The organism is Sphaerochaeta associata, from assembly GCF_022869165.1.
Taxonomy (GTDB): Bacteria; Spirochaetota; Spirochaetia; order Sphaerochaetales; family Sphaerochaetaceae; genus Sphaerochaeta; species Sphaerochaeta associata.
Genome location: NZ_CP094929.1, coordinates 3429524 through 3444234, shown reverse-complemented (window position 1 = coordinate 3444234; position 14711 = coordinate 3429524). Strand labels below are relative to the sequence as shown.

General features: G+C 49.2%; 13 protein-coding genes. 11 read left to right on the top strand and 2 right to left on the bottom strand.

Going from position 1 to position 14711, the window contains the following annotated elements:
- The first annotated feature begins 103 nt into the window (after window positions 1-103).
- Window positions 104-628 carry a hypothetical protein gene (locus MUG09_RS15975; RefSeq protein WP_244772431.1) on the top strand — a complete coding sequence of 175 codons (525 nt, stop codon included), beginning with the start codon at window positions 104-106 and terminating at the stop codon, window positions 626-628.
- A 207-nt stretch (window positions 629-835) separates the two neighbouring features.
- Here MUG09_RS15975 and MUG09_RS15970 read toward each other — a convergent pair whose 3' ends face one another.
- Window positions 836-1996, bottom strand: a complete 1161-nt coding sequence (locus tag MUG09_RS15970; protein ID WP_244772430.1) for an ROK family transcriptional regulator — start codon at window positions 1994-1996, stop codon at window positions 836-838.
- 103 nt (window positions 1997-2099) lie between these two features.
- Here MUG09_RS15970 and htpG point away from each other — a divergent pair, with 103 nt between their 5' ends.
- Complete coding sequence (htpG, locus tag MUG09_RS15965) at window positions 2100-3983, top strand: molecular chaperone HtpG (RefSeq protein WP_244772429.1); 1884 nt, start codon at window positions 2100-2102, stop codon at window positions 3981-3983.
- Window positions 3984-4092: 109 nt separating this feature from the next.
- A complete protein-coding gene (locus tag MUG09_RS15960) occupies window positions 4093-4980 on the top strand; it encodes a mechanosensitive ion channel family protein (RefSeq protein ID WP_244772428.1) in 888 nt (295 codons plus the stop codon).
- Here MUG09_RS15960 and MUG09_RS15955 read toward each other — a convergent pair.
- Window positions 4955-5491 carry a hypothetical protein gene (locus MUG09_RS15955; RefSeq protein ID WP_244772427.1) on the bottom strand — a complete coding sequence of 179 codons (537 nt, stop codon included), beginning with the start codon at window positions 5489-5491 and terminating at the stop codon, window positions 4955-4957. The two genes, MUG09_RS15960 and MUG09_RS15955, sit on opposite strands and share 26 nt — an antisense overlap.
- A 75-nt stretch (window positions 5492-5566) precedes the next feature.
- Here MUG09_RS15955 and MUG09_RS15950 point away from each other — a divergent pair, with 75 nt between their 5' ends.
- The 8 genes from MUG09_RS15950 (at window position 5567) to MUG09_RS15915 (ending at window position 14676) form a co-directional block, all read left to right on the top strand.
- Complete coding sequence (locus MUG09_RS15950; RefSeq protein ID WP_244772426.1) at window positions 5567-7444, top strand: sigma 54-interacting transcriptional regulator; 1878 nt, start codon at window positions 5567-5569, stop codon at window positions 7442-7444.
- A 323-nt stretch (window positions 7445-7767) separates the two neighbouring features.
- A complete protein-coding gene (locus tag MUG09_RS15945) occupies window positions 7768-8508 on the top strand; it encodes a cyclase family protein (RefSeq protein WP_342345916.1) in 741 nt (246 codons plus the stop codon).
- Window positions 8509-8521: 13 nt separating this feature from the next.
- A complete protein-coding gene (locus MUG09_RS15940; RefSeq protein WP_244772424.1) occupies window positions 8522-9019 on the top strand; it encodes a TRAP transporter small permease in 498 nt (165 codons plus the stop codon).
- Complete coding sequence (locus MUG09_RS15935; RefSeq protein WP_244772423.1) at window positions 9016-10293, top strand: TRAP transporter large permease; 1278 nt, start codon at window positions 9016-9018, stop codon at window positions 10291-10293. The genes MUG09_RS15940 and MUG09_RS15935 overlap by 4 nt, the downstream gene beginning before the upstream one ends.
- A gap of 35 nt (window positions 10294-10328) precedes the next feature.
- Window positions 10329-11309 (top strand): DctP family TRAP transporter solute-binding subunit, encoded by a 981-nt coding sequence (locus tag MUG09_RS15930; protein WP_244772422.1) that lies wholly within the window; start codon window positions 10329-10331, stop codon window positions 11307-11309.
- 365 nt (window positions 11310-11674) lie between these two features.
- Complete coding sequence (locus MUG09_RS15925) at window positions 11675-12682, top strand: 4-hydroxythreonine-4-phosphate dehydrogenase PdxA (RefSeq protein ID WP_244772421.1); 1008 nt, start codon at window positions 11675-11677, stop codon at window positions 12680-12682.
- A gap of 14 nt (window positions 12683-12696) precedes the next feature.
- Window positions 12697-13155, top strand: a complete 459-nt coding sequence (locus tag MUG09_RS15920; protein ID WP_244772420.1) for a tripartite tricarboxylate transporter TctB family protein — start codon at window positions 12697-12699, stop codon at window positions 13153-13155.
- 9 nt (window positions 13156-13164) lie between these two features.
- Complete coding sequence (locus tag MUG09_RS15915; protein ID WP_244772419.1) at window positions 13165-14676, top strand: tripartite tricarboxylate transporter permease; 1512 nt, start codon at window positions 13165-13167, stop codon at window positions 14674-14676.
- Window positions 14677-14711 lie beyond the last annotated feature (35 nt).

The following is a 14711-nucleotide window of genomic DNA, read 5'->3' as shown; positions in this document are numbered from 1 at the left end:
TTGGGCTGTGCAGGCAACTGCACAGCTTTTCTTATCTCTCCCACTATCAAGTTTTACATTCTCTTGCTAGGATATAGCTAGTTTTGATTTATTGGAGATATACATGAAAAAGCTCCTTTCCATAGTACTGTTGATTATATTATTTCTCCCCCTCGGGGCGGAAGAGATGCCCAAGTTTCCTGCAGCTACCGTCTATCTTGTAGGGGAGATCAAGCCCAAGGATTTAGCGATACGCATCTATAATGAAGCCGGAGAAGAGCTGACTCGCGAGGATGCACTGCTTAGCTTCGTGTTTCCGAACCTTGAGGAGTGGGAAGTCAGTCAATCCATCTATTTCCGCTACTCCTCACACTTGGCCAAGCAGAAGGCCGGTAAGTTGATCTTTCAAATCGGCGATCTTTCCCTCGATGACGTAAATAGTCTTCGAACCTCCTTGGAGCTTACTTCGGAGAATCTACTTACCTTTGTAGAGAATGGCGATACGTTTCATACCACATTCCCTGCCGGACCTCAGGACGATGTCCCCATCGGAAAACTCACCGTCAAGCTTCGCAAGCGTGCGGAAGATGTGTTCTCTGCAGGAACGTATGCAGGTTCCTTCATGATTAATTATACTGAAGGCAGTTAATTCTGTTTTATTTGCTCTTTTTCGCACCATCGGGCTAATTAAACAAGGGATTTGAAAAATAGTAGCAGAATTGTAAAATTATCGTTTTACAGCCGGACGAAAGCGTGCAATAATCATGAGTGTCGTTGCTCGAGTCCAGTCCGAAGTATCCAGCGGGTGGACGCGTACCTTAGGAGAGGAGTCCTGGGGTTCTCAAGGAGGTTGCCGCTACTCGGTTTCGAGTAGCGGTTTTTTACTGTCCAGGTCCTGCATCGTTTCCAGCATCCGCCGTTGAAACACCCATCGATCGAGTGCTACAGCTATGCTTCCCAGAACAGAACTCTGGTCCTTCAGTGCAGACCGGCAGATAGGAATCGAAGCAAGTTCGTGGTGGGCATGCTCGCGATAGAACGTAGCAACCATTTCCAGGTATCGGTCGTCCAGATTTGCAATACCACCGCCGAGAATAATCTTTTGTGCTCCGGTTACGACACTTGCAGCAATAAGGGACATGCCCATGGCCTGACAGGCGCCCTGAAGCGATTGCTGTGCTTCCTTGGAATTGCCCTGTGCAAGCTGCTTGACTGAAAGTCCTTGATGCTTCTCGCTGAGGGCCCACCCGGCACTCACCGTCTCCAGGCACCCGATACCCCCGCAACGGCACAAGCCGGTAGGGGCGATGGGAAGGTGGCCGAATCTACTTCGCTCGGCAATAATCGAATGGCCGGTATAAAAAGCCGATGCAATGTGTTCGCCCCAGTTGACGTAAAGGAAGTTCTTGGACTGCTCGCCTCCGAACCAACGCTCGGCCTCAACCATCGCCTGGACATGGTGGACAAGCAGGGTGGGGAGCTTGGTGTGGACGGCAACAGCCTTTGCCAAGGGAATATCCTCCCAAGACCAGTACTCGTGAGAGAGAATCGACTGTCCGTCGGGACTCAGGCTTCCTGAGGTGGAGATGGCGATACCGGCGATCGTGGTGGTGGCGAACTTGGTCAGTTTCATGCAGGTCCTGATGATGGTCTCCCCCCACTCCTTGGGCTGCGGTTGCAGCGGGGTGGGCAGACGCTCGAACCGCAGGATTTTCCCCTGCAGGTCGGCAAGCAGAAATGTGGTGGTTCTGCTTCCAACATCGACTCCCAGTACCAAGCGGGCATCGGATCTCAGCGAGAGGGCAGTGGGTCTCCTGCCGTTGCTGGTGGTCACCTTGCCCTGTTCCTCGACAAGGCCCTCTGCAAGCAGTTGTTCCACGATTTCACTGGTGGAGGGCTTGTTCAAATCCAACAATCTGGCAATATCGGCTCGGCTGATCTCCCCTTGTTGGGCGAGCAAATTCAACACGCGCAGCCGATTGATCGTTCGGGCGCTACTGGGCTGTGAAAACTTCATGCATTGAGCATAGCCCACCTTGTGATTTTTGTTAAGGAACAATTGCCGACGGCGTGAAAAATCAGTATGTTTGCGTATATCCTTTTGGAGGTATGAAACTACGATGGAACAAAAGAAGTTCAAGACTGAAGTATCAGAGCTGCTTCAGCTCATCATCCACTCGCTCTACTCACACAAGGAAATTTTCCTTCGCGAGTTGGTGTCCAACTCGTCCGATGCATTGGACAAACTTAAGTATCTCAACCTGACCGATGAAAAACTCAAAGGTCTCTCTTTCGATCCGCGAATCGACATCTCCTTTACCGAAGAGGGCGACAAACGGAATCTGACCATCAGTGACAACGGTCTTGGAATGAGCCATGACGACCTGAGTGACAACCTGGGAACCATCGCCTCAAGCGGAACCAAGAAGTTCCTTGCTTCTTTGACCGAGGAACAGAAGAAGGACAGCAACCTGATCGGCCAGTTCGGTGTAGGTTTCTACAGCGCATTCATGGTGGCCGACAAGGTTGAAGTGATCAGCCTCAAGGCTGGTGAAGAGCAGGCATGGAAGTGGAGCAGCACCGGAAAGGGCAGCTACACCTTGGAAGAGGCTGTCCGCGACGGCCATGGCACCACGATCACCCTCCATCTGAACGAGGAAGGCAATGAGTATGCCAACCGCTGGCAGATCGAGCAGCTGGTGAAGAAGTACAGCGACCACATCGCCTATCCGATCTTCCTCTCCTACGACCAGACAACCTATGATGACAAGAAGAAGGACAAGGAAGGGAACGCCGTTAAGAAGGTCGAGCACAAGGTGGAGCAGATCAACAGCTCCTCGGCCTTGTGGAGACGCAGCAAGAGCGAACTCACCGATGAGCAGTACAAGGAGTTCTACAAGCAGTCGAGCTACGACAGCGAAGATCCCCTTTTCTATGTCCATACGCGTGCTGAAGGGGCCACCGAGTATACAACCCTGTTCTTCATCCCCTCCAAGGCACCGTTCGATCTCTATCATGCCGATTATCGGCCGGGTGTGAAGCTCTATGTGAAGAGGGTGTACATCACCGACGACGACAAAGAGCTGCTTCCCACCTATCTGCGTTTCGTCCGGGGCGTCATCGACAGTGAGGACCTGCCTCTGAACGTAAGCCGCGAAATTCTTCAGCAGAACAGGGTCATGAGCGCCATCCGCAACGCCTCGGTCAAGAAACTCTTGGGTGAGTTCCAGAAGATCAGCGAGCAGAACCCTGAGCTCTATACCAAGTTCATCGAACAGTTCAACAGACCGCTCAAGGAAGGGCTCTACTCTGACTATGCCAACCGGGATGCACTGCTTGAGCTGGTTCGCTTCAAGTCTTCCTCTCAGGACGGCTATGTCAGCCTTGCTTCCTACAAGCAGCGGATGCCCGCCGACCAGAAGTCGATCTACTACATCGCCGGAGGAAAGGAGTCAACCCTGAAGGCAAGCCCCTTGCTTGAATCCTATCGAAAGAAGGGCTTCGAGGTTCTGATCATGAGTGATGACATCGACGATATTGTTGTAGGCTCGATCGGAACCTACAAGGAAATGCCGTTGAAGGCCATCAACAAGAGCGGTGCGGTGGACGACCTGAAAGAGGAGAAGGATACCGAGAAGACCAAGGAAGCAAAGAGTCTGGTCAAGAAGATCAAGAAGGCTCTCGGTGACAAGGTCAAGGACGTAGTAGTCTCCTCGCGCCTCGTTGAGTCTCCTGCCGTGGTGGTTGTCGATGAGAACGACCCGTCGGTACAGATGCAACAGATTCTCAAGAGCATGGGTCAAGGTGACTTCGAGGATGTGAAACCCATCCTGGAAATCAACGTCGATGATCCCATGATCATGAAGATTGATGCAAGCGATGATACACAGTACATCGAGGACCTGTGCTCGGTACTGCTCGACCAGGCGCTGCTTGCAGAGGGCGTGATGCCCAAGGACCCTGTTGCCTTCACCAAGAAGCTGCACAGTCTCTTGAGCAAGTAACCCAAGTTTTCAGTTATTGACAAGGCAGGGCAAGGAGAACTTCTTTGCCTTGCCTTTTTTGTGCTCTGATGGTACGTTTTTAGTATCTATTCTCAAAAAGGATGTATATATGCTTCCAGCAATCATGGCATTAAGCAGTGAGGCGGCAGTTTCTGATTCGTTCTTCGGCCGGCTCATGTATAAGATCGACGGGTGGACTCAACTTGGGCCTGTATCGTTTCTGATTACGTTGGGCACCGGCCTTCTCATGGTCCTGGTAGGAAAAATTCTCATCGTATGGTTGAGCCGAATCCTAAGGCGTTCACTTGCCCGGGCAAAGAAGATCAATGACCTGATGGCTCGTTTCATTCTGCAGCTGGTCAATATTGTTGGTTGGATTTTTCTGATCATAGCCTTTCTGCAGCACATGGGCCTGAATATGGGACCCGTTCTTGCCGGTCTGGGAATCACCGGTGTCATTCTCGGTTTCGCCTTTCAGGAGACCATCGGCAATCTGCTCAGCGGCGTTATGATCGTCATCAACGCCCCGTTCAGGATCGGGGACTACATAGAGGCCGGAGCGTTCAGCGGGACTGTCACTGATATGGATATGATATGTGTCATCCTCTCAACTCCCGACAACAAGAAGATCACCATGTCCAACAAACTGGTATGGAGTAATCCCATCGTAAACTATTCGAACATTGAACGCAGAAGAGTGGAGCTGACCGTCAGCGTTCCTTATAAGGCTGATCTCGCCTTGGCAAAACAAGTGATCAAGAATATCATCGATACGTATCCTGAAGTACTAGCCGAACCTGCACCAGTCATTGAAGTCAACAAGCTCAATACTTCTTCAGTGGATTTTGTCGTGCGCCCTTGGACGAAGCCTGCCGATTATTGGAAGGTCTATTGGAGATTCAATGGTGAAATTCTCGAAAAGATGGCACAAGCCGGCTTTTCCGTTCCGTTCAATCAGCTTGACGTGCACATCATTGATCAGCCGAAGGCGAATTAGATTCCTTCTCCAAGCAATAGCGCTCCAGAAGGGTACAGAACTCACGGGAATCCGAGATCAGGAATTTTCCCAGGTAGGAGTTTGGCTTCCATGCTTTTGACCCGAAGAGCAGGCTGATGATGCTGTCCTTCGTCTCAATCTCTACGGTGATGTTGGAGATTTTGTTGTTCTCCAATGTCTCGTAGTGTTGGGTAGAGGAGATGAATTCATCGTATCCGAACAGGTATTCGGCATCCTTGAGCACCACGGCAACGGTTTTATGCGTGGTGTCGAAGGTCAGCAGGATCCCGTCATTGAGGTCGTTTATATACCCTTGCTTTACATCGAACTTCAGGTTCTTCTGCTTCATCAGTTCGAATGCTTTCCGCTCGAGGGCGCTCAAAGTCTGTTGGTAATTGATTTTTGCCTGGTTTCGCTTCTTTTTGCCGACGGTCAATGAATAGAAGTTGAATATTGTCACTACAGCCAGAAGAGCCAAAAGCAGGTATTGCAGGATGGTTGTAAAAGTCATAGCCGACAATACCAAGATAGACCAAGCTTTGTAAAGAGAGGCGGTCCATGCTACACTGGCAGGCGGAGAGTCGCAGTGATAAAAATTCTGATCGTTGTACCCTATCTTGAACTGCAGCAGGCTTTCGAAGAGGTCATTCATACCTTCGATCTCCAAGACCTGTCAGTCAGCACTACGCACATATTCGGGACCGACCCCCAGGTCATAGAACCCCTGGATGCCGACATCATCGTGGCTCGGGGAATTACAGCGACGGCTATCGCCTTGCAGAAGCCTTCGGTGCACGTAGTTCCCATCAACTGGAGCAATGCCGATTTGCTCTCCGCCCTTGCCCAGGCAAAAACCGTCTCGCCCAGGGGTTGTATCGGCCTGATCACCAACGAACAGTTGTGCGAGCAGGATGAGCTGACCACCTTGCTTGGCCTCGATGTCTCTGTATTCCAAGTCACCGACCAAAACGATGTCATTGAAGGTGTCTCAACCTTGCAGAAACTTGGATGTACGGTATTCGTGGGCGGCTTGACCATGTGCAGGATCTGTGAGGAGCGCAACCTCTCCTATATCCATGTTAAGACCGGCTACCAAGCGGTGGTGCATGCAGTGAACGAGGCAGTCGGCGCTGCTCGTTCCCTCGACCGTGCCCAGACCAGGGGAAATCTTCTGGGAACCCTGCTCAATAATGCAACCTATGCCTTGCTTGCTATCAACAGCAACGGGCAGATCATCGCAGGGAACAGACAAGCCGAGAACTTGTTCGCCAAGAGTCCCCTGGAAGGTCTGCCGGTGGAGGATGTGTATTTTTCCAGCAGGTGGGCAGAAGCGTTCACTTCCGGAAATCAAAAGGAAGAGCTGGTAACCATCAACGGTCAGCAGTGCCTGGTAACCCAGCAGCCGATCAGCATGGACGACAAGAAGGCTGGCTTTTTGTACACGTTCCAGAATGCAGAGGCCATCAGGCGGACCGAGCATAAAATCCGTACCGAACTCAATCGCAAAGGCTTGGTGGCACGCTACAGCTTTTCCGATATTGTTACCCAGAACGCCCATATGCAAGCGTTGGTGGAAAAGGCAAAGCGTTTCAGCCAGGTTCCCGGAACTGTTTTGCTTCTCGGTGAGACAGGAACAGGTAAGGAACTCTTCGCCCAAAGCATTCACAATGCATCGCCTCGGGCCAAGGAGCCTTTTGTTGCCGTCAACTGTGCAGCATTGCCGGAACAACTGTTGGAGAGCGAGCTCTTCGGGTACACCGACGGAGCCTTCACCGGTGCTGCAAAGGGAGGCAAGCCAGGCTTGTTCGAGCTTGCCCACAAGGGGACGCTCTTCCTCGATGAAATCGCCGAGATGCCGATTATCGTGCAGGCAAAGCTTCTCAGGGTCCTGCAGGAACGCGAGGTCCGGAAGATCGGGGCCGACATGGTCATCCCTGTGGATGTGCGGATCATCAGTGCGGCAAACAGTGCGATAATTGAGAAGGTAAGAGAGGGAAAATTCCGTTTGGACCTATTTTATAGGATCAGCCTCTTGAGTCTGCAATTGACACCTCTGCGTGAGCGTCAGGAGGACATTGGAATCCTCTTCAGGCATTTCGTCCAGCAATACTGTAGAAGGCATTCTCTTCAGGAGCCGCTGCTCACCGAACAGGCGATAACCGCTCTCAAGGTCTTTCCCTGGCCGGGGAACATCCGGGAGCTCAGAAATGCTGCAGAGCGGCTGGCCATCCTCAATACGGCTGAAGTTGTCACCGTCAAGGAGATAGATCTGCTTGATATTGGGTCGACAAGTCTGCAGATGCACGATGAGCCGCCCAGAAAGGGTCTTCGGAAACCCAAGTTATCGGATGAAGCCCTCTATCAGCAATTTCTTGCCAGCGGTTTGAGCAGGGAGCAATTCGCCAGGCAGATGGGTCTGAGCAGGACGACGCTATGGCGCAAGTTTGCCGCATTCGAACAGTAGAATGCGACTGTACACTGCTCTGTATATGTTTCAAAAAAGTTTCAAATGAAACATGGAACGAATTCATGAAACATTGAAACATACTCAAGGAAAGTGTTTTCTCTGTCATCACAAAATCTATTGTTCCATAAGTGTCGTGTGAATCAATAGTTAATTGTATACTATTTCGCTCAATTATCAATATTGTATACAATAGATAAAAAGTTGGCATGCAAGTTGCTTGTTTGTGCATGTGGGTGAGAAGGCCGGGACAGGAAGCATGCAAGTGCTTCTTGTTGCAATATTCTTTGTTTGGATATTGGTAATGGTGACTATCGAGATTCATGATGACTATTCCGTTGCAAAATATTGAGCAGATTCCCTGCGCAAGGGAATCCTGCGTGCTGAAAAAAACCAGGGGGGATGACATGTTCGTAGATTTGAGTTTGCCTATACAGTCGCACTGGAGATATCCGCTGAAAAGGGATACGGTTTCATCTTTTGAAAAAGGTGATGTCTGGCAAGTTTCCGAGTTTACCATGAAGTCTCATTGGTTCTCCCATATCGATTTCCCCCGACATACGGGATTGGAATATCCTGATAGCAATCAGTTCCCGCTTGAACATTACAACGGTATGGCTTCTGTGTTGTATGTTCAAAAGCAAAGTATTGCGATGCATGCCATTACCAGAGAGGACTTGGCGATGGCAGCTGCCGGTAAGCACCTGCACTCCATCCTGCTGATTCGGACTGACTGGGGTTTGGAAACATCCTGGGAAACCAAGGATTTCTGGGATAATGCTCCCTACCTGACCGATGATGCCATCCTTTGGATCAAGGAACAGAATCCAACTGCAGTAGCATTTGATTTTCCTCAGGATTATACCATACGTCTTTTGCAGCAGCGAGCAGTTGCTCCAGAGGAGCAAAAGACACATACCATCCTTTTACGTAATAACATTTTGTTGATTGAGTACCTCACAAACTTCCATGCAATAGGAAGCGAGGAGTGTGAGTTTATTTGTCTTCCCTTGAAATTCGAGCATATCGATGGTTGCCCTGTTCGGGCGATAGCACGCGTATAAAGGAGTGTATTGTATGGATTTCCAGAAACGTATGATACTTAAACAACGCTTTGAATACATTCTCGGTTTTATTGTGCTTGTATGGGTGATGATTGTGAATATAGCAATTCTTACACGCTACGTTTTTAAAATTGCCATACCCTGGAATGAGGAACTGACGGTTCTCTTGTTCAACTGGGTTATTTTCATGGGTGCTGCTATGGCAAGTGTAACAAAAAGTCACATCACCATTACTATTTTTCAGGATGCCCTCCGTGGAACCACTAAAAAGATTGTCGGCATCATCCAGAATCTGCTGTTCATCGTATTTATTGCGGTGGTGTGTTTTCAGAGTTGGAAAATTGTCTTTCTGCAAGCCAGGACTGAACAGTTTACGGCAATCCTGAATATCCCTGTGTATATCACCACATTGGCGATGAGCATCGGAAGCTTGATTTGGTTGACCATTCTCCTCACAGATACGTATCACCTTATACAGGCAAGCCCTGTAGAAAGCGAGGCCTCGGTATGACAAGTAGCCTGATCATTGTATTTTTTATGGCGTTCCTGTTTTTTGGAATCCCTGTCGTCGGAGCAATGGGCCTTGCGGCAATCGTCTATATCATCGGCTTCATGAACATACCGATGAGTATTGTTGCAAACCAGATGCTGGGCGGTGTTGGCTCATATACCTTGATGGCCATCCCTTTCTTCATCATATCTGGGGCACTCATGGAATCTGGTGGCATTTCCAAACGAATAATATCATTCTCAACTGCCTTGGTCGGGAGCCTTCCCGGTGGTCTTGCATTGGTGGTAATTGTGGCTAGTGCATTCTTTGCAGCCATGACGGGTTCCGGTGCTGCATGTGTTGCAGCCATCGGCGGCATGATGATCCCTGCACTTGTAAAGAACGGCTACGATATCGATTTTGCCTCTGCTCTCCAAGCTTCAGGTGGTACACTTGGTCCGATGATTCCCCCCAGCATCCTTATGGTCCTGTACAGCGTTTCCACGAATAATTCTGTAGGCGATATGCTCTTGGCCGGGTTGTTTCCCGGAATCTTGATGGCTGTTTCCATGATGATTGTGACGGTGATCATCTCCATCAAGAAAGGATATGGAAGCAGTGAAAAGTTTTCACTCAAGCGTGTAGTTGTGTCGTTCAAGGACTCTATCTGGGCGTTACTTACACCGGTAACCATTCTTGGAGGAATTTATTCGGGAATATTCACTCCTACGGAGGCTGCAGCCTTCAGCTGTCTTTATGCAATGATCGTGGGACTCTTCATCTACAAGGAATTGACGATCAAGGCTCTTTTAAGGTGTCTGTTCAATTCCATCAAGGGTACGGGTATCATCCTTGGTATTGTTGCCGTCACGCAATTATTCAGTTGGATCATGACCCGTGAAGGACTTCCTCAACAAATAGCGTTGCTGAGCTCTACGATTTCAGACAACCCGTATGTATTTATGTTGATAATCTCGGTGATCTTATTAGTGGTCGGTATGTTCCTCGATCCTGTTCCTGCAGTGCTCATTTTTGCACCGATTTTGACGCCATCTGCAATTGCGATGGGGATCAATCCGATTCACTTCGGTGTAGTCATGGTTGCAACATTCTGTATTGGATTGGTTACCCCTCCGGTAGGAATGACACTGTTTGTTGCTTCGAATATTTCAAAAAGACCAGTACTTGTTGTTGGGAAAAAGGCAATGCCGTTTATTTTCGCAATGCTTTTTGCAATCTTGCTAATCATATTTGTTCCACAGATTTCTTTGTTCTTGCCAAGTCTTGGTAAATAGAAATGTGTAGGGAGAAAATAGAAAGGAGTCATGAAATGAGAAAAATTGCATTGGTGGTGGTTCTCGTAGTTGGTATGGCAATGGTGTTTGGTGGTGGGCAACAGGAAGGCAAAAAGCTTGAGTTCAGTGCCTCCACAGGGGGTATGTCTGCTTCTAGTCCCGGTGGACAGGGCATGGCAAAGTTTGCTGAGAAGGTAGCCGAGTACTCGAATGGAACGATTGAGATCAAGGTGTTTTATGATACCACTCTTGGCTCCCCCTCATCCATGGTAAGTGGGATGCAACAGGGAACAATCGACTTTGGTGTCTGTGGTGACGCCTACTACTCCAGCCTCGTTCCTGAAATTCAGGTTTTTGAACTTCCTTATATGTTCGACTCGGTTGCTGAAGCACGAGCTGCGGTCGCAGGTCCTGCAGGCCAGGCAATCAGTGAGAAACTTGCAAAGAAGGGTATTCAGCCCCTGACGTTCTGGGAGATTGGGTTCCGCAATCTTACCAACTCCAAAAAAGCTGTTAATTCTCCTGCAGATTTGAAGGGTTTGAAGGTCAGGACCCTGCCGGCTACCTTCCAGGTAAAAGCATGGGAGAGTGCGGGCGCCATTCCGGTACCGATGGATGTGTCAGAACTCTACTCTGCGTTGCAGCAGGGTGTCGTTGATGGTCAGGAGAATCCCCTCAGTGAAATCTATAATCAGAGATTCCACGAAGTCCAGAAGTTCATGTCACTTACGGCACATGTCTACACCCCGATGTTGTTCAGTGCAGGCGGACAGACTTGGGCTCGATTGACTGCTGAACAGCAGGAAATCATCAAGAGGGCTGCCAAGGATGCTCAGGCCGTCGTATACTCGGTCAACGATACAGAGAATGCAAATTATCTGAAGAATATCAAAGCTGCTGGAGTGACAGTGAATGAGAATCCTGATAGGCAGGCATTTAAGAGTTTGATGTCCGGTTCGCAATCACTTTTCAGCACTCAGTATGGTGACGAGATGTTGAAGCTTCTGAATAAGTAAGTGAACATGTTTGTATCGCTGAGCGTTCTGCTCAGCGATTTTTCTTTTGCATCAATTGAATATTTGTTAGGCGTTTTTACATCTTCTGGATGTACACTGCTCTGTATATGTTTCAAAATCGTTTCAAATGGAACATGAAACATATTTATGAAACATTGCAACATCCACTGAGCACCCATTCAGTTCTGTGTAAAATCCATACCTACAGTCACGTATTTAGTTCTTCAATCACGAGATACTTGTATACAAAAACGTAAGAAAATCAAAATTGTATACAATAGAATAAAGTTGGCACGCAAGTTGCTATATCAATAGCAACGGGCTCACTCTGTTTGTGCCTCTGTAGTATAGAAAGGGAGTTTTTCATGAACAATAAACCTGTGTTGGGTATGTTAATCGGCGACGGTGCTGGAGTAGGACCTGAAATCATTGCAAAGCTTGCAGTACAGAATTTCTTTGCCGCCTATTGCAGACCTGTCATCATTGGAGACGTACGCATTCTCCAGCGTGCCTTCGGCATCGTAGGCTCCTCCGTACCCTTGCAGATAGTTACCGATATCGATCAAATCGACTGGAATGCAGACTTGGCCGTTCTCGATCGAAAGGATCAGGACCCTGTCAACGTGCCTTTCGGAAAACTGACTATTGAAGCTGGCAAAGCCAACCTCGATGGATTGAAACTGGGTGTTGACCTGTACAAGGCAAAAAAAATCGAAGGCTTCTGTTTCGGGCCTTTCAACAAGGCAGGCATGAAGGAAGCTGGATGTGAGCTGGAAAGCGAGCATCACTATCTTGCTCAGCTCTTCAATCACACCGAACCCTTTGGAGAGATCAACGTACTCGGTGACCTTTGGACCACCAGGACCACCAGCCACATCCCTATAGCTGAAGTGAGCAAGAACCTTACCGTTGATAGAATCCTCCGTGCAGTAAGACTGGCAAATGCCTCTCTGAAGAACAGCGGTATCGCAAAGCCCCGCCTTGCCCTTGCAGCCCTCAACCCCCATGCCGGTGAACACGGCTTGTGCGGTCGTGAGGAGATTGATGTCATTGAACCCGCAATAGCCAAGGCCAAAGAGATGGGTATTGATGCTTCCGGTCCTTATCCGAGTGACATTACCTTCATCAAGGCTTTCCGCGGAGAGTTCGACGGAGTGGTGACGATGTATCACGACCAAGGGCAGATCGCCTTGAAGCTTCGTGGTTTTGATGAAGGTATCACCATAGCAGGAGGACTTCCGGCTCCGATAGTGACCTGTGCCCATGGTACGGCCTATGATATAGCAGGGAAGGGCATCGTGAAGACCAGTGCATTTGAGAATGCAGTCAAGATGGCTTCCCGCATGGCAATTCACCTGCAGAAGCAGGCATGAGGAGTATCGTACATATGCTGACCAAGAAGATTACAAGCAAGATGGTGATTCCGGTGGTGACTGCAATTATTGCTATTGTTTTCATCTATTTCGGAATTACCAAGTATGGATTCATGCATGAGGTGAGAGGCCCTCTCCCTGGCTTTTTCCCCACCATCATCGGGTTTATGCTGCTGGGTCTGAGTATTCTTGCCTTTATTGGCTCGCTGAAAGAGGAGGGCCCTGGATTTCCAATCGCAAACTGGTATCCCGCCCTCGGCGTGATAGCCATCATGCTCTCAACGCTGGTAATCGGGATGCTGCCAAGCTTGGCAATCTTTGTGTTGCTGTGGCTGCGCTGGTTTGAAAAATTCAGCTGGAAGGCCACCCTGATTGGATTTGCCGTCATTATGGCAATCGTCATCGGTGCGTTTGTGATGTGGCTTGGGGTCCCTTTCCCCAAGGGCTTCATCTACAACCTGATTGCGTACTAAGAGGCGGATATGGAAAATTTACAAATGCTGTTCATGGGCTTTTCAGTCCTTTTTACCATGGAAAACATCCTTGCAACCTTATTAGGAGCAATACTTGGGTTGATTGTAGGAGCCATGCCAGGTATCGGATCTCTTGCAGGCGTTGCCTTGCTTTTGCCCCTTACTTATAAGTTCAATCCCACAACCGCAATCATCATGCTTGGAGCCCTGTATTACTCCAATATGTACGGCGGTGCCTTCAGTGCCATTCTGCTCAATATCCCCGGTGACTCCCCGGCAGTTATGACTGCCTTGGATGGATATCCGATGGCTACCAAGCGAAACCGTCCTGGTCAAGCCTTGTTTACTGCAAACATATCCTCATTTACTGGTGGTACCATCGGAATTCTGATTCTTACCTTCATGGGCCCCCTGCTTGCAAACGTAGGCTTGAAGTTCGGTCCAGCGGAAATGACATCGCTTCTATTGGTTGCGATGACATCCATCGGCTGGTTGGTCGGCGAGAATCCGACAAAAGGTGTTGTGCTGACAATGGTCGGCATACTTCTGGCAACAATGGGTATGGACACTCTTACCGGCAGTCCGCGCTATGACTTTGGAAACATGTATCTGCTTGGAGGCATCCCGTTCACTCCCTTTGTCATTGGTGCTGTTGGTTTCAGCCAAGTGCTCAAACTGATGGAAGAAAGGAACAAGACAATTGATGGCAAGGTAAACCAGAAGTTGACCATCAAAGGATCGTTGCTGACCTTTCACGATCTGAAGAGACTGTTGCCTCCTGCTATCAGAAGTGGTTTCATGGGAACATTTGTCGGTGTTTTACCCGGCGCAGGAGCAACCACCGGTGCATTCCTTGGCTATGCAATGCAGAAGGCTTTCAAGAGTGAAGAGCCGCTCGGAAGCGGTGCAATCGAGGGTATTGCTGCATGTGAATCTGCCAACAATGCTGCTGCAGCTGGTGCCTTTGCTCCTCTGCTTGCCTTGGGTATCCCGGGCTCCGGTACCGGTGCCGTCCTGCTCGGCGGCCTGATGATGTGGGGCCTCAATCCTGGGCCGCTGCTCTTCTCCACCAATCCTGACTTCGCCTGGGGCTTGATCGCCAGCCTGTTCCTTGCGAACATCCTGACCCTGATTATTGCAGTGGGAATCATCCCTTTCCTGATCAAGATCCTGACTGTTCCGGTACGTATGTTGATTCCGATCATCACTGTTGTCTGCGTCGTCGGCGGATACAGCACCTCAAACTCCATGTACGGGGTGATCATCATGTTCCTCTCAGGCGTATTCGGCTACATTCTCGACCGTAATGGCTACAGTGTTGCTCCGATGCTCCTGGCATTCGTACTTGCACCGCTGCTTGAATCGAATATGAGAAAGGCTTTCATCATCAGCAACGGAAAGCTTGGCATCTTCTTCGACAAACCGATTTCGGCCTTCCTGCTGCTCGTTCTCTTTGCCATAGTATTGACCCCTGTTGTGAAGTTTGTATTGAGAAAAGCGGGCATTTTAAAAAAGAAGTAATCCAACTTGGTTGGAAATGAGATGTGAATTCCAGG

Bases quoted from the DNA above. Each gene is read 5' to 3' on its own strand.
- MUG09_RS15960 (WP_244772428.1), top strand. From the start codon at position 4,093: ATGCTTCCAGCAATCATGGCATTAAGCAGTGAGGCGGCAGTTTCTGAT.
- MUG09_RS15915 (WP_244772419.1), top strand. From the start codon at position 13,165: ATGGAAAATTTACAAATGCTGTTCATGGGCTTTTCAGTCCTTTTTACC.
- MUG09_RS15935 (WP_244772423.1), top strand. From the start codon at position 9,016: ATGACAAGTAGCCTGATCATTGTATTTTTTATGGCGTTCCTGTTTTTT.
- MUG09_RS15920 (WP_244772420.1), top strand. From the start codon at position 12,697: ATGCTGACCAAGAAGATTACAAGCAAGATGGTGATTCCGGTGGTGACT.
- MUG09_RS15975 (WP_244772431.1), top strand. From the start codon at position 104: ATGAAAAAGCTCCTTTCCATAGTACTGTTGATTATATTATTTCTCCCC.
- MUG09_RS15945 (WP_342345916.1), top strand. From the start codon at position 7,768: ATGATGACTATTCCGTTGCAAAATATTGAGCAGATTCCCTGCGCAAGG.
- MUG09_RS15940 (WP_244772424.1), top strand. From the start codon at position 8,522: ATGGATTTCCAGAAACGTATGATACTTAAACAACGCTTTGAATACATT.
- htpG (WP_244772429.1), top strand. From the start codon at position 2,100: ATGGAACAAAAGAAGTTCAAGACTGAAGTATCAGAGCTGCTTCAGCTC.
- MUG09_RS15925 (WP_244772421.1), top strand. From the start codon at position 11,675: ATGAACAATAAACCTGTGTTGGGTATGTTAATCGGCGACGGTGCTGGA.
- MUG09_RS15930 (WP_244772422.1), top strand. From the start codon at position 10,329: ATGAGAAAAATTGCATTGGTGGTGGTTCTCGTAGTTGGTATGGCAATG.
- MUG09_RS15955 (WP_244772427.1), bottom strand. From the start codon at position 5,491: ATGACTTTTACAACCATCCTGCAATACCTGCTTTTGGCTCTTCTGGCT.
- MUG09_RS15970 (WP_244772430.1), bottom strand. From the start codon at position 1,996: ATGAAGTTTTCACAGCCCAGTAGCGCCCGAACGATCAATCGGCTGCGC.